We start from the raw sequence: 15,089 nt of genomic DNA, 5'->3' as shown, positions 1-15,089 counted from the left end.
CTACAATCTTTGCCAGTGGAAATAAAATACGTATATACTAGATACGGAATCTATGAAAGAGGTTGATATAATGAAGACATTTCTTTCCGCCTTACAATGGGCACTATTTATTTTAGCTGGAAGCCTTATTGTACCAATTAGTGTCGCAACTAGTTATGGTCTTAATGGCGCTGAAGCTATCGCATTCGTACAAAGAACGTTATTTGTTCTAGGCTTTGCTGGTCTCTTGCAAGCTATATTTGGGCATAAACTTCCTATTCAAGAAGGTCCTGCTGGCCTTTGGTGGGGAATTTTCTCCCTTTACGCAAGTTTAGGCGTCGTATTATTTGGATCAAGCAATGAGACACTTAAAGTTCTTCAATATGCTTTCTTATTAAGCGGTATTATTTGTATTATTCTTAGCGTTTTTGGACTTATTGATAAACTTGTTCGCTATTTTACACCGACAGTCATTGGAACGTATTTATTTCTTCTTGTCGCGCAGCTTAGTGGCTCCTTCTTAAAGGGAATGTTTGGCCTTGATGGAAAACATACAGAAGTACAACCTAACGTATTTATTCTTTCACTCATTGTTATTTTACTATCCTTTTTCATCATGAAGCTACCTATTATTGGACAATATTCCGTTCTTTTCAGTATCGTATGCGGCTGGATATTATTCGCATGTTTCGGATTATCTAATCCAATAACACCAGTGACAGACATAATCCGTTTTCCATCCTTATTTGTTTTCGGAATGCCTCGTGTTGAATGGAACATGGTAATTACGGTCATTTTCGTTACACTCTTACTTCTAACAAATATGTTAGCAAGTATTCGCGTTGTACAAAAGGTTGTCTCTAAATATGAAGAAAACGCTGCATCAGATCGTTTTAAACAAGCTGGCATTATAACAGGAATCAACCAATTGCTAGGCGGCCTATTTTCAGCTATTGGGCCTGTCGCTATTTCTGGATCAGCAGGTTTTATTGCAACGACTAATATTTATAAACGTCTCCCGTTTATATTAGGGTCAAGCTTTATTATTGTCGTTAGTATATTTCCAAAGATTACTTCATTCTTTGCAGCAATCCCTGTTGCAGTTGGTTATGCCGCTATTTATCCTGTATTCGCAAGCATGATTGGTCTCGCCTTTCGAGAATACGAAACTGTCCAGGATAAAGAACGATTATTTAAAGTAGCCGGTCTTTCAATCTTTACAGGAGTCGGAGTTATGTTTGTTCCAGCAGGAGCATATTCCACACTTCCACCATTTCTAGCATCGTTTTTAAGTAATGGTCTCGTTCTTGGATCTGTAATGGCAATCTTGCTAGAAATACTATTTTCTCGTTCCGCTGCAAAACAAATATCGTAAATTGGAAAACTTCCATTATTGCACTCTACCTTTAGAGTTGTTACGATAAAATCAAACTTTAATCATTGGGGTTTTATTCTTCCCCAATGATTATTAACCAATATTATGAGCAACAACTCATAATAATTTATCTACTTCTTTTCAAAGAGGTTTGATGTCTTACTATTATTCCTCAACATCTTCATGAACATGTATTTTGATTTCAATTAAAGAAAGGAATTTTCTATATGACTTATAAAATGATTGTTTTAGATTTAGATGATACTTTATTACGTGATGACCATACTATTTCACCTCGTACGAAAGAAGCGTTAATGACTGCACAAGAGCAAGGGGTAAAGGTTGTACTTGCTTCTGGACGTCCAACATTCGCAATGCGTACAATCGCAAAAGAACTACATTTAGAAGAGTATGGTAGCTTCATTCTTTCATTTAACGGTGCAAAAATTATTAACTGTAAAACAGATGAAGAATTATTCAGTAGTACGTTATCTCCTGAAATCGTTCACAGTCTATACGATATTAGTAAAGAAGAAAACGTCTGGATCCACACATACATTGGTGACGATATTATTACTGAAAAAAACAACTCTTATACAGAAATTGAAGGTCAAATTACAGGTATGCCAATTGTAGAAGTAAATAATCTGAAAGAAGCTGTACAACAACCAGTTGTAAAAGTATTAATGGTAGAAAATCCGGAACACTTACAAATAGTAGAATTAAAACTACAAAAACAACTAGAAGGCCAATTAAGCGTGATGCGTTCGAAACCATTCTTCTTAGAATTTACTGAAGCCGGTGTTACAAAAGGAACGAGCTTAAACAAACTGATTCAAAAGCTTGGCATTAAGCGTGAAGAAGTTATCGCAATGGGCGATAGCTATAACGACCAAGCAATGATTGAATTTGCTGGTCTTGGCGTTGCAATGGGCAATGCACCTGATGATATTAAAGAAATTGCGAACTACGTAACAGATACAAATATGAACGATGGTGTTGCAAAAGTTGTAGAGAAATTCGTTTTAAAAACGGATGTACTTGTTTAATATTTTCATTCACAAAACCTATTTGAAGTCAAATACTTCAAATAGGTTTTTATTTAAATTCTCATGCTTTTGTGACTATATTTTGAACTTTGCACTATTCTCGTAGTGTAAACTTTCTTTTTGTATATAATGAAACAAAATAGACTATTTTATTTTGAAAAAGAATACAAATTTACTATATACAAGCATACGTTAAAGGAGGCTACTTTATGTTATCTACACCAATCGGACGATTAAGAGCAATTGGACTAGTTGAGGGTATTTCTTTCCTATTACTATTATTTGTAGCAATGCCATTGAAATATTTTGCAGGATTTGCAACAGCTGTTAAAATTACAGGCATGGCTCATGGTGTTCTATTTATTCTATTCATCTTTGCAGTAATTCAAGTAACAATCGTACACCGTAAATCAATTTTATGGGCACTTGGAGCATTCGTTTCATCAGTTATCCCATTTGGTACTTTTGTACTAGATGCAAAATTAAAGAACGAGCAACAATGATAATAAAAAGGTAGTTAACGACTGTTAACTACCTTTTCTATTTATAAATTTGGAATTTCCCAATCAATTTCTCTTTCGCCCATATTAGCTAAAATCGTATTTATTTTAGAATATGGCTTACTACCAAAGAAACCACGTCTTGCCGATAATGGGCTTGGATGTACAGATTCGATAATATGATGATTCGGATTCGTAATTAATTTCTTCTTCGCCTGCGCATGGCGCCCCCACAATATGAAAATAACTGGCTTTTCACGTTCGTTCAACAGTTCAATTACACGATCTGTGAAGTGCTCCCATCCTTTTCCCTTATGAGAATTTGCTTCGCCTTGACGAACTGTTAATACGGTATTTAGTAATAATACTCCTTGTTCCGCCCATTTTACTAAATAACCGTTATTCGGGATTTCATAACCATATTCATCTCGAAGTTCTTTATACATATTTAACAATGACGGTGGTGTTTTAACACCAGGTTGCACAGAAAAGCTTAAACCATGCGCTTGATTCGGTCCATGATATGGATCTTGCCCTAAAATGACAACCTTTGTATTTTCATAACTTGTATACTGAAGAGCGTTAAAAATATCTTCTACCTTCGGATAAACAACATGCGTGCTGTATTCTTCTGTCAAAAAACTGGATAGAGTAAGATAATACTCTTTCTCGAATTCTAGTGCCAATAGTGGCTCCCAATCATTCTTTAAAACATTTTCCATACTGTCACTTCCTGTCTAATTAATTCACCATATCCTGTCTTGTAAATACTACGAACGAAATAACAAGAGAAATAACTGCCCAAACAGTTAAATTCATCAAAGAAAATCCCATCGATAAACCTTGTAATGCAGGTAATTTTCCTGATAAATAATCCGTTAATGATAAATTCACACTAAAAATATATTTGGCGCCTTCCCAAGATGTTGCGAACGAGCTTAAAATACCGCCTGCAATTAATGCAGCTAGCATAACGCCCATACCAGCTGGTGTATTACGAATTAAAACAGAGATCATAAATGATATAGTTCCGACAACGATAGCAACAAACCAGGCTAGTCCATACGCCATTAAGATGTATTGCCACTGCGGAATAAGATGTACAAAGTTCGTATTTAACGTTTCCTTATCAATGACGAATCCTGTTAAAACAGGTAAATTCCATCCCGAGTACCCAAATACAAGCCCTGATAATATGTAAGCAAACAAACCTACAAGAAACAGTATGAGCGAAATGAAAAATAACATCGTCACGTATTTACTAAGGAGTATTTTCCAGCGCCGAATCGGCCGCGTAAGTAACATCTTCATCGTCCCATCACTTCGTTCTCCTGAAACGATATCAATGGCGACAATCATTACGAGAAGCGGAATAAATAATGTAATTCCTTGTTCAATAAATGCTCTGACAAAAGTCGGTGCACCCGGTGCCATCGGATTAATATTATGATCTAAATAATATTGTTGTTGCTCAACTCTTACCTTTAACCAATCACGCCATTCTTCTGGCAACCTAGAATTGTTCAACCGGTTCTGAGAATCAACAATTTGCTGTTGCAATGAAACCTTCCAATCAGTTGTACCGAGTCTTTTTTGTGTCGTTTCTATTTCACGATACTGCGCATACACAAAAAGCGGGATCAAGATTGCTAAAATAAGCATGACAACAAAAATACGTTTCTTGCGGTAAATCTTTTCTGATTCATTTAAAACTAGATTCGCAAATTCACGCATGCTGCTCACCCCTTGTGAGTTCAATAAATAAATCTTCTAGCGTAAATACAAGCTCCTTAACGCTATGTACATCTATTTCATTTGCGACAAAGTGTTTATTCCAACTACTTATAGATGCAATATCCATGCGGCATAGTAATCGATCGCCTTCTACACTCACTTCCCTTACTTCTTCGGCCGCTTCTAGCATATCTTTCGCCTTAGAAATCGGTGTAACAATCCATTCTACACGATCACTTGCTGTTTTAATTAATGCTTCAACCTTGGCAACTGTTATCATCTTTCCTTTATGAATAATAGCAACGCGATCGCATATCATTTGCACTTCACTTAGCAAGTGGCTTGAAATAAACACGCTCATATTTTCTTCTTTTACAAGCTTATGTATAAATTCCCTAAGTTCTCTAATCCCTGCTGGATCTAAACCATTCGTTGGCTCATCTAATATGAGCAATTTCGGATTCCCAAGGAGCGCCTGTGCAATTCCAAGGCGTTGTTTCATACCAAGTGAGTACGTTTTTACCTTGTCATGAATTCTTTCATCTAAATGAACCATTTCAGCAATTTCAATAATACGTTCATCTGATATATCACCTAACATACGAGCAAATTGCTTTAAATTTTCCCATCCCGTTAAATATGTATACAACTCTGGGTTTTCAACGATACTCCCAATTTGACGCATCGCTTCTCTGAAATTTTCCTTAATCGAATAACCACCGATAGAAATCGTACCTTCTGTCGCCTTAATCAATCCGACTAACATTCGAATGGTAGTCGTCTTTCCAGCACCATTTGGTCCTAAGAACCCGAACACTTCTCCTTGCTTTACATCAAAGGAAATATTCTCTACAAGAGTCTTCTTTCCAATTACCTTCTTCAAGTCTCGTACGGAAAGTATCGTCGTCATTTTACCCCTCCTTGTTCTAGTTTTAATTTACTTACAACATTTTGAACTAAACGTTCTGCCATATACGTATAACCTACTTCGTTCGGATGAAAATGATCAGAGTATAATAAATCTTTCCCGCGGTTTTGGAATAAATCAAATGTCGGTGTAATATACACATTTTTATCGTTTAGCGCTAATTTCTCTAAAGATGCATTCCAGTCCACAACAATGTTTGAAGACCCTTTTAAATCTTCTACATCTTCAAAAGGATTGTATAAACCAAGCCAAAAAATCGGACTATCTGTATTTAATTTACGAATTTCTTCTATAATTTTCTTTGCTTCATTTTGAAACGTCTCTGTGTCAGGACGATACGTCTCTAAATCTATTTTCCCAAGTGATTCCCAGCCTGGGAACAAATCATTTCCACCAATCGTTAACACAATTACATCTGCTTGCTTAATTGAATATTGAGCGCCATTACTTTCAATTTGTTTTAATAAATCGGGCATTTTTGCACCACTAACTGCTAAATTTGTTAATGCAATTTTTTGTTTATAATCTTTTTGTAAATCCTCTTTCATTCGCCCAACATAGCCAATTCCTTCTTTATCACCAACGCCACGCGTTAATGAATCACCTAAACTAACGATTTGTAACGTTCCCATTTTCTTTTTCTCTTTTGCCACTACATCGGTCTTTTTAATTAAATTTGAAGCTTTCGGATTTAATACATCATTTACACCTGAAACAAAGCCATATGCAAATAAACAGAAAGATGCAATTGTAATGAGTAGAATTACTTTTACTACTTTTGATCTCATATCAAAACCCCTTTTAGCCCTCATAGATTGTCCATAATTATACCAAACGAAATTTTGAAAAGCGATTTTCACACCTTCTCAATTATGTCGTTTCTCTATCTACTAACTCTGGTAATAACTCTATATGCTTCACATCTAATTTCTCTTCATTAATCTTTTCATATAATAATTCAAACGCTTTCACTCCAACGTTTTTACTAGAATGCGAAATCGTCGTTATACCCAATATATCTGCCACCTCTTGATCATCACACCCGATAATCGTAATATCCTCTGGAATACGAACTCCTTGTTTTTTTGCTTCTGTAACCATCCCCGCTGCAATATGGTTACAAGATACAAGGAACGCCGTCGGTTTTACTGACATATGAGCCCATTCTCTAATTACATTGCGTCCATCTTCCACTGTAAAACATCCCTCAAATTTCCAGGTCTCTAACGATGTTACGATACTCTGTTGAAGCGAATCTTCGTACGCCTTCTTTCGTCTTTGGCTATTAACGCTATTACTTCTTCCAATACAATATCCAATACGTGTATGACCGGCATCTATTAAGCTTTTCATCCCACGTGAAAATACTTTGTAGTAATCGATATGGACACTTGAAATATACTTCGAATCTATTTCTTCACACATAACAATCGGGCCGAATTTCGTATATTCTTCAAGCTTCTCCTTACTATTTGTCCGAGAACAAATAATAACCCCATCAAGCTTTTTCATTTTTAACATATTTAAAATTTCTAGTTCTCTTTCTTCACTATAATTCGTCTGGCAAAGCATCATATTATAATTATTCTTTGCTGTCTCTTTTGATATCCCCTCGATAATAGCGCTATAATATTGATCATTTACGTGTGGCAATAAAACGCCAATTACATTCGTTTTTCCTTTCACTAAATGAATTGCATTCACGTTTTGCGTGTAATTTAATTCTTCTATAATCGCTAAAATTTCTTTTCGTTTCTGTTCATTTACGTACGGATGATTATTTAGTACACGTGAAACAGTTGAAACAGATACTCCAGCAAGTTCAGCAATCTTTCTTATATTTGTCATCTCATTTTCCCCTTCTCACAAAAATTCTTCCTTGACCTGGTAAGCTTTCCACAATATATCCTTTCCTAGCAAATACATTTAGAAAGGATATACAACTATGCTTCGATTCAAATTAGAATATATATTTTTCATTGGCGGTTTACTCATTCTTGCCATCGGTATTAATATGATGACGACAATTACTTCCTTTGGACTTAGCCCTTATGATTCCTTCTTTATTGCACTATATCAAAATTTTGGGATAAGTATTGGTTTTTGGATTTTCATGATTAACTTTGCCTTTACACTTATCGTACTCTTTTGGAATAGAAAACAAATTACAATCGGTACAATTGTAACGATGGTTCTTATTTCTCTTTTTGTTGATTGGATTGGTTCCATTACAACTATTATGGACGCTATCCGCTCTCTTCCAAAATATATAACACTTATTTGCGGAAATCTATTCGTTGGAGCTGGAATTGGTCTTTACGTCTCTACAAACCTTTGTGCAGCGCCTCAAGAAGCTTTCGTTTTAACGGTTGCCGAGAAGAAAAAATGGACGTTTAGAAGAACAGAGATTTCATTAGCCTTTTTATTTTTAACGTTAAGCTTTTTATTAGATGGACCTATCTATTTTGGAACAATCATCTTATCCTTTACAACAGGCTGGATTATCCAAGCATTTATTCAAGTTGGTACGCAGATTTTAAATAGAAAAGAGCCTATTAAGCAAACTGCTTAATAGGCTCTTTCTGTTTTATGGTAAGAGATACTACTTAGCATCCCCTTCAATTCGATAGTTCGCTTTCAAACAATCTATTTCTTCATACCCTTGCAACGTATGTAGAATATAATCATAATCAGCAAGAGACGCACGATGCGTTACAATTACAATTTCAGCCTTTCCTTTCTCTTCAAGTGGCATTTGAATAATTTTCTCAAAGCTAACTCCGCGCTCAGAGAACAATGAAGTAATTTTTGCAAATACACCAATTTCGTCTTTTACATGCAGTCTTAAAAACTTTTTCACGACAATTTCGTCTGGCTCTTTTAATACTTTTTGATATTGTGGGACTACAGCACTATTTCCTGTTACCCCTAATCTAATATTTTGCATTACAGCAACTAAATCCGAAACAACAGCTGTCGCTGTCGGTAAACTTCCTGCGCCTGGTCCATAAAACATCGTTTCTCCAACTGCTTCACCGTACACATACACAGCGTTATATTCATTTTGTACTGCCGCAAGAGGATGTGTATTTGGAAGTAAAGTTGGTTCAACTGTAACCTCCAATTTTTCACCATCTCGTTTTGCAAGACCGATTAATTTAATTGTATAACCTAAGCTCTTACTGTATTCAATATCTTCCTCTGTAATAGAGGTAATCCCTTTTACTTTCACATCTCCAAGCTCTACATTTGTAGAGAAACCGAGGGTAGCTAAAATCGTCATTTTTCTTGCTGCATCTAAACCTTCTACATCTGATGTTGGATCTGCTTCTGCAAATCCAAGTTGTTGGGCTTCTTTTAACACGTCGTTATATGCTCTCCCTTCGTCTGACATTTTCGTCAAAATAAAATTTGTTGTTCCATTTACAATTCCCATTACTTTCGTAATAAGATCTGAAGAAAGTCCTTCTACGATACTGCGTAAAATTGGAATTCCCCCTGCCACACTCGCCTCATAGAATAAATCAGCCTTATTATCTTTTGCTGTCGCTAATAATTCAGCTCCATGTAATGCCATTAAGTCTTTATTTGCAGTTACAACATGCTTTCCGCTTTTTAAAGCTTGTAAAATATATGATTTTGCATCATCAATGCCACCCATCACTTCAATGACAACATCAATATTTGGATTATCTAAAATTTCATTTGCATCTTGTGTTAATAGAGTAGAAGGTACCTCTACCTCTCTCTCTTTCTCAATGTTTTGCACTAATACTTTCGTTACCTTCACTGGACAACCTACTTGGTGTATGAGTCGTTCTTGATGATCCGTAATAATACGAACCACACCACTGCCAACTGTCCCAAGACCTAATAACCCAACTTGAATTTCTTTCATAGTACTGTCCACCCCTCAAAAATTGTATTTAGATGAAATTATATGAGTAAAAAATCTGAAAAACAATGTATTTTGAACATTCGGAAAAATAAAGGTTAATCTTTACAAGGAAAACGTTACCACGTGTTACACAATCTTTCTTTACAATATATAAGGGGTTTCTTGATACACGTAATAATTCAACCAATTAGAAAACAATAAATTACCATGACTCCTCCACCTAACAAGCGGCTTTTCATCTGGATTATTATGTTTAAAATAGTTTTTTGGCACATCAATATTTAATCCCTTGTCACGATCTCGTTCGTATTCTTGTTTTAACGTCTCACAACTATATTCGCTATGTCCAAGGGCAAACACTTGCCTTCCTTCTGGCCCAATAACAAGGTGAACACCTGCTTCTTCAGAGTTTGCTAACAATGTTAATTCTTTCACTTCTCTAATATCATTCTCTCGTACTTCTGTATGACGAGAATGCGGAGCAAAAAACAATTCATCAAATCCTTGTAATAATTTCACATGTTGCTCGCAAACTTCATGTTCAAATACACCAAACATTTTTTCCTTAAGGGGATACTTTGGAACACCATAATGATAGTACAAGCCAGCCTGTGCCCCCCAGCAAATATGGAGCGTAGATGTTACATTCGTTTTTGAATACTCCATAATATGTTTAAGCTCTTCCCAATAATCTACCTCTTCAAAAGCAAGGGTCTCCACTGGCGCTCCTGTAATAATGAGCCCATCAAACTTTTCATTTTCAATATCACGAAACGTTTTATAAAAGCTTGTTAAATGTTCTTGCGTTACATTACGCGATAGATGTGATTCCATATGAAGCAAATGAACATCTAATTGTAACGGTGTGTTTCCAATTAAGCGAAGTAATTGCGCCTCTGTGTCTTGCTTCGTTGGCATTAAATTTAATATAGCAATTTTTAAAGCACGTATATCTTGTGTTTCTGCCCGCTCCTTCGTCATTACAAAAATATTTTCTTTTTGCAACACTTTGCGAGCCGGTAAATCTTTATCAATTATGATCGGCATGTGTTTTGCCTCCAACTAGAGCTGCTTCCAAATCTGCAATAATATCAGAAACATCTTCTATACCAACCGATAAACGAATTAAATCAGATGTAACACCCGCTAAACGCTGATCTTCAGCATTTAATTGTCTATGCGTCGTACTAGCAGGATGTATAACGCAAGTTCGTGCATCAGCTACGTGCGTTACAAGAGTTGCTAGTTTTACATTTGCGATAAATTCTTTTGCTGCTTCTAATCCGCCTTTAATACCGAAAGTTAAAACACCACTAGCACCTTTTTTCAAGTACTGTTGTGCTAATGAGTAATTTTCATTACTATCTAAGCCTGGATAATTCACCCATTCAATACGTTCATGATTAGCAAGCCACTTAGCAACTGCAAGAGCATTTTCACTATGACGTTCCATTCGTAAATGCAATGTTTCTAAGCCAATATTGCTAATATATGCATTGAATGGGCTCATACAATTTCCATAATCTCTTAATAGCTGAACACGTGCTTTCAAGATATACGCTGCTGCACCAAAGTTTTGAACGTAACTTACACCGTGATAACTTGGATCTGGTTCAACAAGCTCAGGATACTTTCCATTTGTCCAATCAAAGTTTCCACCGTCAATTACAATACCGCCTAAAGAGCTCGCATGCCCATCGATATACTTCGTCGTAGAATGAACAATAATATTTGCCCCATGTTCAAATGCCTGGCATAAATAAGGAGTTGCTAATGTATTATCAACGATAAAAGGTACCTCTAATTCTTTAGCGGCAGCTGAAAATTCTTTAAAATTTAAAACATTCATCGCTGGATTTCCTAATGATTCTGCATAGATAAGTTTCGTCTTGTCATTAGCAAGCGCCGTGATTTCATCTGCCGTTAAATTTGGATTAAAGAACGTAACATCAATGCCAAGCTTACGTAAACTCACCCCAAATAAATTAAACGTTCCCCCGTAAACAGTTGAAGAGCAAAGTAAATGGTCTCCACTACTACAAATATTTAAAACTGCGAGCATAATAGCTGCTTGCCCAGAAGCCGTTGCAACAGCTCCTACACCGCCTTCTAAATCTGATAATTTCTGCTCAAATGCTGCTAGAGTAGGGTTTCCAATACGTGTATAAATATATCCTTCTGCCTCTAAGTTAAATAGAGCTGCTAAATCATCTGAAGTATCGTATTTATACGTTGTGCTTTGATAAAGTGGTAAAACACGTGGTTCACCATTCTTTGGCGTATAGCCACCTTGCACACAAATTGTTCCTTTTCCCCATGATTCTCCCATCTCTCATTCTCCTTTCTTTTATACAAAATAAAAAACTGCCCCTTTCCTGAAAACAAGAAAGGAGCAGTTTGAAAACACGCTCTAAAGGCTCTTTCTTATCTCTCAGGATTACTACCTGCAGGATTTGGCACAATTCCGTTATACGGCTGTTGCCAAGGTTTCATCGGGCCTGTCCCTCCACCTTTTCTTGATAAGACTATGCAATTACCGTTGATTTTATAGCAATAATTTCCTAATGTCAAACAGTTTTTCTGAATGTTCTAAAATAAATGTTAACCGTTTCATATAAAGCAACAAAAGAAATATATTCTAGTCTATTTCAAAAAAGACCTTTAAAAACCTCAAATCAGTCTATAAAATTAAATAAGTAATTTAACCTATAAATTCAAATTCCCCAAAAGTTAGCCTATATGTTGAATAGGCCATCTTCTCAAAAAGATACTATATATATTCAATCCATTTTTCACTAGTATATTTCACTTTTTTCCCTACTAAGATTTACATAACGGAGGTATAACATGACAAATAAAAAAGATATGCATTACATACTTGCTCTATATGGCATTCTTCTAGGATCTATAGTAGGAGCTACAGTCTGGTTATTTTTAGTCACAATAAATATTGGAATCCACTTTATTTGGGGATACTTGCCTGAAGTTCTCTCTTTTCCCTCTTATTACACCCTTTGCGTAACAATAATTGGCGGGGTCCTTGTTGGTCTATCACAAAAACATTTCGGTACATACCCACGCCTTATGCCTGAAGTAATGGCTGAATATAAAAAAACTGGTCGAATCGAATATCGCTTTGTCCATCGGGCTACTTTAACAGCGATTATTGTTTTAATTTTCGGTGCTAGTCTTGGTCCAGAAGCCGCACTAGTTGGAATTATAGGCGGACTGTGCACATGGGTAGGGGATCGCTTTAAATTTGCCTTAAAGGGTATGAATGAGCTAACCGAGATCGGAATTGGCGCTACTTTAAGTGTCATTTTTAACGCACCATTATTCGGTTATTTAGCACCAAATGAAAATGAGGGGGAAGAAATTGCTGCTTTTTCTAAAGGAAAAAAAGCGATTGTATACTTAGCTACTACTTTCGCAGGTTTTTCTGTTTATTTACTACTGAGTAAACTTGATAATCGTGGATCCTTTATTGTTGATTTCGGGGAAGGTAGACTTTCTTTCAATGAATGGATTGCATTTCTTCCACTTGCTAGTATCGGTGCTATAGTTGGTTTCTTTTATTTCAAGTTAGAATTCACATTAGAAAAGTTAATTCACCCTTTTAGAGAATACAAGCTGACACTCGGAATTATCGGTGGTATTTTATTAGGAATTGCGGGAACCTTTCTTCCGTACACATTATTTTCAGGGGAACATCAATTAAAAGAATTAGTTGTTGAATGGAGCCATTTATCTTTTTGGATACTACTTCTTTCAGGGATTTTAAAGTTGTGCATTACTGCCGTTTGTTTGAACACAGGGTGGCGAGGTGGACATATCTTCCCAATTATATTTTCTGGGTCAAGTATCGGATACGCTGTAGCATCTATTCTTCCTATAGATCCAGTAGCATCTGTTGCCATCGTAACAACAGCAATTTCAAGCTATGCGTTACGAAAGCCAATAGCTATAACATTACTATTACTTATGTTTTTCCCGCTTAATTTACTATTGCCCATGCTTGGTGCAGCTGCTATCGGGAATGCCTTTCCACTCCCAAAACATAACGAAAATAAAAATTAATAAAAATAGGCAGTGGGGACGAAAGCTCCACTGCCTATTTTTTTATTACACATGCTGCTTCAATAACGCTTCTAACTCCTCAAAATTATGCACTTCATATGTCGGTATAATCCCACTATCATTTAATTTCCTTTCTGGATTAAACCAACAAGTATCAATTCCCGCTACATATCCACCTTTAATATCCGCGCTTAATGAATCCCCAATAATCAGCCCTTCTTCAGGTGCAAAGTTAGGAATCCGTTCAAAAACATAATCAAAATACTCTTTCATCGGCTTTTGAAAACCTGCATCTTCCGAAACAAAAACATCTTTAAACAATGAATGTAACCCTGCATTACGCAAACGTTTATCTTGCGTCTTAGAAACACCATTTGTCACTATATACAACTCATACTCCCCTTGAATTTGATTTATAAATTCAAACGCACCTTGCATGAGTTGATTTCCTTCTTCTAAGTAGTTACGGTAATTATTTTCGAATAATATTCCATCTACTTCTTCTCCATACTCTTTAAACAACAGAGAGAATCGTGTATTTACAACTTCATTGCGTGATAGTTCACCTTTTTCAAAAGCATCCCAAAGACCTTTATTTATTTTTTTATAACGAGCCTCTATCTCGTCTGTTAAAGGGATTCCCTTCTCTTCAAAAAGTACCCGTAAAGCCACTTTTTCAGCCTTTTGGAAGTCTAGTAATGTATCATCTACATCAAATAACAATGTTTTATATTTTTTCATAAATTCATCACACTCTCTTTTCTACAAAAACAAATTTACATAAATCGTATCATTCCTTCTTGTAAAGATAATAGGAGATATCTCATACTATACATAGGGGTGAAAATATGAAAATCAGCAAAAATGAGGAAGAAATTTATCAATACATGCGAATCCATCAATTCCATACCCTATTTTCATTTCATGTCTTGCCATATGTAGAGCTGCATTCTTTTCAAACGAAAGAGATGATATGTAGTGAAGGAAATGCTCTCCCTTATCTCTATTACTTAATTTCTGGGAAGGCAAAAATATATATGAGTCATAAAAACGGGAAGGTTTCATTAATTAATTTTATTCAAGCACCATCTTTTATCGGGGAATTAGGATTAATAGGGGTAGAAAATATTACTAAGTCCGTTGAAGTACTAGAAGATTGTGTGTGTTTGGCACTTCCTCTTAAAGATTGTCAGCAACTTTTATTACAAGATGCAACATTTTTACAGCACTTATGTAAATTTATTGGAGAAAAGACAATTACTCGCACTGAAAATTACGCAAAAAACTATAGTTATCCTTTTGAAAATCGATTAGCTGCTTTTATTTTATTAACAGAGCAAAATAATTGTTATATAGAAAAGCATACCGAGGCCTCGGAATATTTAAATGTCAGCTACCGTCATCTTTTATATGTATTAAATCAGTTTTGCCAACAAAATTATTTAAGAAAAGAAGGCCGAACATATTATATACAAGATCGAAATACATTAGAAAAGCTTGCTGATGAACTAAAAATATAAAAAAACAGCATTAACATATAAACGTTAAT

Annotated in this window: 15 protein-coding genes and 1 riboswitch; of the genes, 6 read left to right on the top strand and 9 right to left on the bottom strand. The window is 35.6% G+C overall.

Features of this window, described 5'->3' with window-relative positions; translation table 11 throughout:
* The first annotated feature begins 70 nt into the window (after positions 1-70).
* The 3 genes from BLT20_RS18315 to BLT20_RS18305 all read left to right on the top strand — a co-directional run bounded on the left by BLT20_RS18315 (position 71) and on the right by BLT20_RS18305 (position 2,906).
* A complete protein-coding gene (locus BLT20_RS18315) occupies positions 71-1,354 on the top strand; it encodes a purine/pyrimidine permease (RefSeq protein WP_000847046.1) in 1,284 nt (427 codons plus the stop codon).
* Between the two features lie 227 nt (positions 1,355-1,581).
* Complete coding sequence (locus BLT20_RS18310) at positions 1,582-2,403, top strand: Cof-type HAD-IIB family hydrolase (protein ID WP_000221371.1); 822 nt, start codon at positions 1,582-1,584, stop codon at positions 2,401-2,403.
* 209 nt (positions 2,404-2,612) lie between these two features.
* Positions 2,613-2,906, top strand: coding sequence for a DUF3817 domain-containing protein (locus tag BLT20_RS18305; protein ID WP_000953396.1), 294 nt, complete (start codon positions 2,613-2,615; stop codon positions 2,904-2,906).
* A gap of 41 nt (positions 2,907-2,947) precedes the next feature.
* On the opposite strand, the gene BLT20_RS18300 is transcribed toward BLT20_RS18305, so the two are convergent.
* Genes BLT20_RS18300 through BLT20_RS18280 form a run of 5 tightly spaced genes read right to left on the bottom strand, consistent with a single transcriptional unit; the run spans position 2,948 to position 7,413 of the window.
* Positions 2,948-3,625 carry a uracil-DNA glycosylase gene (locus BLT20_RS18300; protein WP_000432515.1) on the bottom strand — a complete coding sequence of 226 codons (678 nt, stop codon included), beginning with the start codon at positions 3,623-3,625 and terminating at the stop codon, positions 2,948-2,950.
* A 19-nt stretch (positions 3,626-3,644) separates the two neighbouring features.
* Entirely contained in the window at positions 3,645-4,637 is a 993-nt protein-coding gene (locus BLT20_RS18295) for an ABC transporter permease subunit (RefSeq protein WP_001206498.1), read from the bottom strand.
* Entirely contained in the window at positions 4,630-5,547 is a 918-nt protein-coding gene (locus BLT20_RS18290; protein WP_000207714.1) for an ABC transporter ATP-binding protein, read from the bottom strand. Before BLT20_RS18290 ends, BLT20_RS18295 begins: the two co-directional genes overlap by 8 nt.
* Complete coding sequence (locus tag BLT20_RS18285) at positions 5,544-6,425, bottom strand: SGNH/GDSL hydrolase family protein (RefSeq protein ID WP_002180592.1); 882 nt, start codon at positions 6,423-6,425, stop codon at positions 5,544-5,546. Before BLT20_RS18285 ends, BLT20_RS18290 begins: the two co-directional genes overlap by 4 nt.
* A gap of 10 nt (positions 6,426-6,435) precedes the next feature.
* On the bottom strand, positions 6,436-7,413 hold the full coding sequence (locus BLT20_RS18280) for a LacI family DNA-binding transcriptional regulator (protein ID WP_000181979.1): 978 nt from the start codon (positions 7,411-7,413) through the stop codon (positions 6,436-6,438).
* 97 nt (positions 7,414-7,510) lie between these two features.
* Here BLT20_RS18280 and BLT20_RS18275 point away from each other — a divergent pair, with 97 nt between their 5' ends.
* A complete protein-coding gene (locus BLT20_RS18275; RefSeq protein WP_000943417.1) occupies positions 7,511-8,137 on the top strand; it encodes a YczE/YyaS/YitT family protein in 627 nt (208 codons plus the stop codon).
* Between the two features lie 30 nt (positions 8,138-8,167).
* On the opposite strand, the gene BLT20_RS18270 is transcribed toward BLT20_RS18275, so the two are convergent.
* The 3 genes from BLT20_RS18270 to BLT20_RS18260 form a co-directional block, all read right to left on the bottom strand.
* Complete coding sequence (locus tag BLT20_RS18270) at positions 8,168-9,463, bottom strand: homoserine dehydrogenase (protein WP_000659109.1); 1,296 nt, start codon at positions 9,461-9,463, stop codon at positions 8,168-8,170.
* 141 nt (positions 9,464-9,604) lie between these two features.
* Positions 9,605-10,510, bottom strand: a complete 906-nt coding sequence (gene metA, locus BLT20_RS18265) for a homoserine O-acetyltransferase MetA (RefSeq protein WP_001121536.1) — start codon at positions 10,508-10,510, stop codon at positions 9,605-9,607.
* Positions 10,494-11,792: a bifunctional O-acetylhomoserine aminocarboxypropyltransferase/cysteine synthase gene (locus tag BLT20_RS18260; RefSeq protein ID WP_000504778.1), complete on the bottom strand. Its 1,299-nt coding sequence runs from the start codon at positions 11,790-11,792 to the stop codon at positions 10,494-10,496. Before BLT20_RS18260 ends, metA begins: the two co-directional genes overlap by 17 nt.
* 92 nt (positions 11,793-11,884) lie before the next feature.
* A riboswitch (SAM riboswitch) is annotated at positions 11,885-11,989 on the bottom strand.
* A gap of 321 nt (positions 11,990-12,310) precedes the next feature.
* Here BLT20_RS18260 and BLT20_RS18255 point away from each other — a divergent pair.
* The gene (locus BLT20_RS18255; protein WP_000182455.1) at positions 12,311-13,540 is read left to right on the top strand and encodes a chloride channel protein; all 1,230 of its coding nucleotides are present in this window, start codon (positions 12,311-12,313) and stop codon (positions 13,538-13,540) included.
* A 45-nt stretch (positions 13,541-13,585) separates the two neighbouring features.
* Here BLT20_RS18255 and BLT20_RS18250 read toward each other — a convergent pair whose 3' ends face one another.
* Positions 13,586-14,281: a YjjG family noncanonical pyrimidine nucleotidase gene (locus tag BLT20_RS18250; RefSeq protein WP_000760186.1), complete on the bottom strand. Its 696-nt coding sequence runs from the start codon at positions 14,279-14,281 to the stop codon at positions 13,586-13,588.
* Positions 14,282-14,388: 107 nt separating this feature from the next.
* On the opposite strand from BLT20_RS18250, the gene BLT20_RS18245 reads away from it, so the two are divergent.
* The gene (locus BLT20_RS18245) at positions 14,389-15,060 is read left to right on the top strand and encodes a transcriptional regulator YeiL (RefSeq protein ID WP_000703322.1); all 672 of its coding nucleotides are present in this window, start codon (positions 14,389-14,391) and stop codon (positions 15,058-15,060) included.
* The last annotated feature ends 29 nt before the right edge of the window (positions 15,061-15,089 follow it).

The organism is Bacillus sp. cl96, from assembly GCF_900100505.1.
In the GTDB taxonomy this organism is placed as follows: domain Bacteria; phylum Bacillota; class Bacilli; order Bacillales; family Bacillaceae_G; genus Bacillus_A; species Bacillus_A cereus.
The sequence above is the reverse complement of the archived record's forward strand: the minus strand, read 5'-3'. Positions and strand labels throughout refer to the sequence as shown.

What these genes read in the sequence shown, in the direction of transcription:
- BLT20_RS18315 (WP_000847046.1), top strand. Translation starts at nt 71, where the DNA reads ATGAAGACATTTCTTTCCGCCTTACAATGGGCACTATTTATTTTAGCT.
- BLT20_RS18310 (WP_000221371.1), top strand. Translation starts at nt 1,582, where the DNA reads ATGACTTATAAAATGATTGTTTTAGATTTAGATGATACTTTATTACGT.
- BLT20_RS18305 (WP_000953396.1), top strand. Translation starts at nt 2,613, where the DNA reads ATGTTATCTACACCAATCGGACGATTAAGAGCAATTGGACTAGTTGAG.
- BLT20_RS18300 (WP_000432515.1), bottom strand. Translation starts at nt 3,625, where the DNA reads ATGGAAAATGTTTTAAAGAATGATTGGGAGCCACTATTGGCACTAGAA.
- BLT20_RS18295 (WP_001206498.1), bottom strand. Translation starts at nt 4,637, where the DNA reads ATGCGTGAATTTGCGAATCTAGTTTTAAATGAATCAGAAAAGATTTAC.
- BLT20_RS18290 (WP_000207714.1), bottom strand. Translation starts at nt 5,547, where the DNA reads ATGACGACGATACTTTCCGTACGAGACTTGAAGAAGGTAATTGGAAAG.
- BLT20_RS18280 (WP_000181979.1), bottom strand. Translation starts at nt 7,413, where the DNA reads ATGACAAATATAAGAAAGATTGCTGAACTTGCTGGAGTATCTGTTTCA.
- BLT20_RS18275 (WP_000943417.1), top strand. Translation starts at nt 7,511, where the DNA reads ATGCTTCGATTCAAATTAGAATATATATTTTTCATTGGCGGTTTACTC.
- BLT20_RS18270 (WP_000659109.1), bottom strand. Translation starts at nt 9,463, where the DNA reads ATGAAAGAAATTCAAGTTGGGTTATTAGGTCTTGGGACAGTTGGCAGT.
- metA (WP_001121536.1), bottom strand. Translation starts at nt 10,510, where the DNA reads ATGCCGATCATAATTGATAAAGATTTACCGGCTCGCAAAGTGTTGCAA.
- BLT20_RS18260 (WP_000504778.1), bottom strand. Translation starts at nt 11,792, where the DNA reads ATGGGAGAATCATGGGGAAAAGGAACAATTTGTGTGCAAGGTGGCTAT.
- BLT20_RS18255 (WP_000182455.1), top strand. Translation starts at nt 12,311, where the DNA reads ATGACAAATAAAAAAGATATGCATTACATACTTGCTCTATATGGCATT.
- BLT20_RS18250 (WP_000760186.1), bottom strand. Translation starts at nt 14,281, where the DNA reads ATGAAAAAATATAAAACATTGTTATTTGATGTAGATGATACATTACTA.
- BLT20_RS18245 (WP_000703322.1), top strand. Translation starts at nt 14,389, where the DNA reads ATGAAAATCAGCAAAAATGAGGAAGAAATTTATCAATACATGCGAATC.